Below are 3,259 nucleotides of genomic sequence, written 5' to 3' on the forward strand. Positions count from 1 at the left end.
CTCAATTTCTTGCAATCCTCGCTACGGACGCTTAAGTCCGACAGGCTGCTAGACCAGAATATCGGCGACTCACTGATTACCACTTATAGCCGAATGTCGCCAAATGAAAGTCAATGGATTCATTCATGCTGTGCAGACCGGCGTTAGAGTAATGAAACCAGCCATAGCTGAGTTCAAATTGCTGCTTGGAACCAAATTCAATACCTGCCATGACCCGGATCTCGAATTGCGAGTGACCGCCCATATTGATGGGTGATTTCTTCTCTTTCTCCAGGTCCTGTTCAGACAGGTAGGCAGCTCCCACCCCAAGATCTATAAACGGACGGACACTGGCCTTGGGCAGAAATGCCATTCTTAATACCGGTGAAAAACTGATAGCTGTGACTTTGTCTTTGCCATCAGGGCTAGGGTTGTCGCTGGCTGTGAGATTACTTTTCCATGAACTGGCAGCCAGTTCAAAATAGCTGCTGAGCACCATGTTATCAGACTGATAAAAGCCCTTCTTCCAGTCCCAGGTGATGCCCAGACGCAGATTGGTGAAATCTGCTGAACGACTCGAAACAAGATCAAGGTACTGGCCGTAGCTAACGTTGATACTATCTGGAACAAAATCTTCTGCGTGAGCACTCTGTGTCTGGATCAGCAGCGTAGCTGATAAGCAGAGGCTGGCAATAGCTCTCTTCATCATACTTCCCCCGAAAAATATCATCCTTGTGGTTTCCACGCATTAGCTATCGGCCGGCGAGATTGAAACTTTATGGAAAATTTTTGATGGCTTATTGCGGGGGGGCTGAGATGAGAGAGTAGGGCTAAAATCCTCTGCGCATTGGTTACGCAGACTTGTCTGTAGTAACTTGTTTGTTGTAAAGAGTAGCTCTTCCAAAACTGTTCTCAACTTGCTTGGCATTTCAAGTGACTAACAGGAACCTCCTACCGATATTAGGTAGAAGAGGACGTCAGGCAGAGGTGTATACAAACAGTAGGAGAGCCATTAAATTAACATGGCTGCACGGGTCGGGTGGGCAGTGCAGACCTATGCAGCGCCGCTGTATGAGGATCGCAGGGATTCGGCTTGTTCAGGAATCAGGCAGGGGTCTTGCTCTGATGGTCGAAATGTTGAAGTGGGTTTAAGACGTTTTTCGTAAAAGCTCAGACTGTTATTACAGGTGAGCGTTAAGTATTTGAAAAAGCTACCATTGATTTGGGTTTTCTGAAAAAGGCAGGAATGAAGTTGTTTGAATAGATGACGGTCAACAGGCTCGGGATTTTTCCAGAATGACTCCAGTGATCCCTGATGGGTAATACCCTCGATATCATATAAGGCTCGCCCCATGACCTTGGTAGGCAGATGATGCAGAAGGGCAGAGATTCCAACTGAACTGTTAACGGTCACTACGCCACAGGTATGTCGATATAAATCGGGTAATGGGATGTCGTGGCAGTAGAGCACTCTGTCCTGAATGCCCAGATTGGTTGCCAAGTCTTCAATAAACTGTCCATATTCTGTGTAGCCCCGATCCATTGGGTGGTGTTTAAAGCACAGGACCTTATTTGAATCTGCATGCTTCCAGAAAGAGACCATGACTTCCTGAATAAAAGCTTTGACCGACTCATAAGGTGAGTGGAAAATCATTTGGGAGTCGTCGTGGACTTGCAACGGGACCAGATAGAATCTCTGATCAAACTCATTGTCCAGACGAAATTGCATTTGCCTGTCGTAACTTTTAAAAAGCCACTTTCTGACAAAACCTCTCAACCAGTAAAAGCCTTCTTTGACCGGATGAGTCGCCCTGTGATGCCTGTACTGAGAAAATTCACCCTTTGAGAAAAAACTGGCCCAATAATAAAGAGCAGCGTAGCCAGTCCTTTGCCTCATGGTACCGCCGATTGTCTGGATGGATTTAGCAGAGCATAGCATTGCTTTTTCCAGGCTCTCATGGCTGAGATCCATCTGACTCAATGCGTTAACACCTCCCGACTCCAGTGTGATGGTATCAGGTCTTAGGTAACCTTCTTCGAAGACACAAAATTGGACCCCCAACGCATCACAGACGGGTTTTGCAGTTCTGTGATAATAACGGCAATCGCCAAGGAGAAAGACGGCTTCAATACGATGTTCAGTGAGGTACCGTTCAAGAAAATCAGCCCAATCAGCGGGCTTGCCATTGTAATGGGTCTGAACATTAGCCCATGAAAAAAGCCGGTCACCGCCATTAAAGTTGATTTTGTGGGTGGTGTAACCCGCTCTGGAAAAGGTACGTGCCAACCGCTTGAAAAACGGTCCAAGTGGGCCCTGAAGAAAAAGTACGGCAGATTCAGTCATATGCTAACCCCGGCCCTTTTGTATGACCCGAGTCGTTTATAAACGGTTGTGTATTGTGCAGATCCTAGCATAAGGCAGTCTAAAAATATAATACAATGTGATTAAATCGCTGTTGAAGCGAGCTGGCTTGGAGGTTTAATATGATTGCCTCAAACAATACTACGTTCTGATTTGGAAAGACTATACGTATAGGACGTTTTGGTGATTAAACTCACCTCAACCGTTGATCCTCAGATGGCTAAACAAGCTGAAGTTTATGCAGTCGTTCAACAAAAGAGCCTTTCCAGATGAGTAGAAAATTTTCTGAAATCACCGCCAACGTCGGAAGAGGGCGAAGAGGTGAAATTGCAAGCTGTAGTTGTCACTGAATATTCTTCATCGTTTCTTCAGCAAAGAGCTTGATCTCTTGCACATGCTTCACAATAACGGCTTTGAGAATATCAATATTTAGTTTCTGGTACTCATGAAAAGCAATATTCCTGAATCCGATCATCTTCATCATGCTATCTGCCAGTTTGACAGACACATAACCATGATCTGACAATAGGGAAAACGAGTCCCGACTTCCCTGAGGGATACCCAGCTGCTTCAAGCGAATTACCCGGTTTGCCAGGTCTGTTGCGGCCTGTGATGCCCGCTGGATATTTAAAATAATGGAGTCCTGACGGGTGAAATTCGTCGTCAGTTCATCTTCGTGTCCGACGTACTCTTCTTCGATACGGCCGAGGCAGCGCTGAATAATGCTGTATTTATTCAGAATCACATCATCCATTTTTAAGCCTGCTCAATAAATCATTAATAATCTCGCGGCGTTCTTCCTGAAGCTGCTGATATTTAGAAACAACATGGGTTTCGAACAGGTCATGCCATTTCATCTATCCTGACTAGCAGCCTGTCGGACTTAAGCGTCCGTAGCGAGGATTGCAAGAAATTGAG

Annotated in this window: 3 protein-coding genes; all 3 read right to left on the bottom strand. The window is 45.7% G+C overall.

The window, feature by feature from the left end; translation table 11 throughout:
• Window positions 1-76 precede the first annotated feature (76 nt).
• The 3 genes from KDK19_RS19365 to KDK19_RS19375 all read right to left on the bottom strand — a co-directional run bounded on the left by KDK19_RS19365 (window position 77) and on the right by KDK19_RS19375 (window position 3,095).
• Entirely contained in the window at window positions 77-688 is a 612-nt protein-coding gene (locus KDK19_RS19365; protein ID WP_257254123.1) for an acyloxyacyl hydrolase, read from the bottom strand.
• 345 nt (window positions 689-1,033) lie between these two features.
• A complete protein-coding gene (locus KDK19_RS19370) occupies window positions 1,034-2,323 on the bottom strand; it encodes a capsule biosynthesis protein (protein ID WP_257254122.1) in 1,290 nt (429 codons plus the stop codon).
• A gap of 361 nt (window positions 2,324-2,684) precedes the next feature.
• A complete protein-coding gene (locus KDK19_RS19375) occupies window positions 2,685-3,095 on the bottom strand; it encodes a DUF86 domain-containing protein (RefSeq protein ID WP_257254121.1) in 411 nt (136 codons plus the stop codon).
• Window positions 3,096-3,259: the final 164 nt, after the last annotated feature.

Origin of the sequence: Endozoicomonas sp. ONNA1, assembly GCF_024606325.1 — a bacterium.
In the GTDB taxonomy this organism is placed as follows: domain Bacteria; phylum Pseudomonadota; class Gammaproteobacteria; order Pseudomonadales; family Endozoicomonadaceae; genus Endozoicomonas_A.

Bases quoted from the DNA above. Each gene is read 5' to 3' on its own strand.
- KDK19_RS19365 (WP_257254123.1), bottom strand. From the start codon at position 688: ATGATGAAGAGAGCTATTGCCAGCCTCTGCTTATCAGCTACGCTGCTG.
- KDK19_RS19370 (WP_257254122.1), bottom strand. From the start codon at position 2,323: ATGACTGAATCTGCCGTACTTTTTCTTCAGGGCCCACTTGGACCGTTT.
- KDK19_RS19375 (WP_257254121.1), bottom strand. From the start codon at position 3,095: ATGGATGATGTGATTCTGAATAAATACAGCATTATTCAGCGCTGCCTC.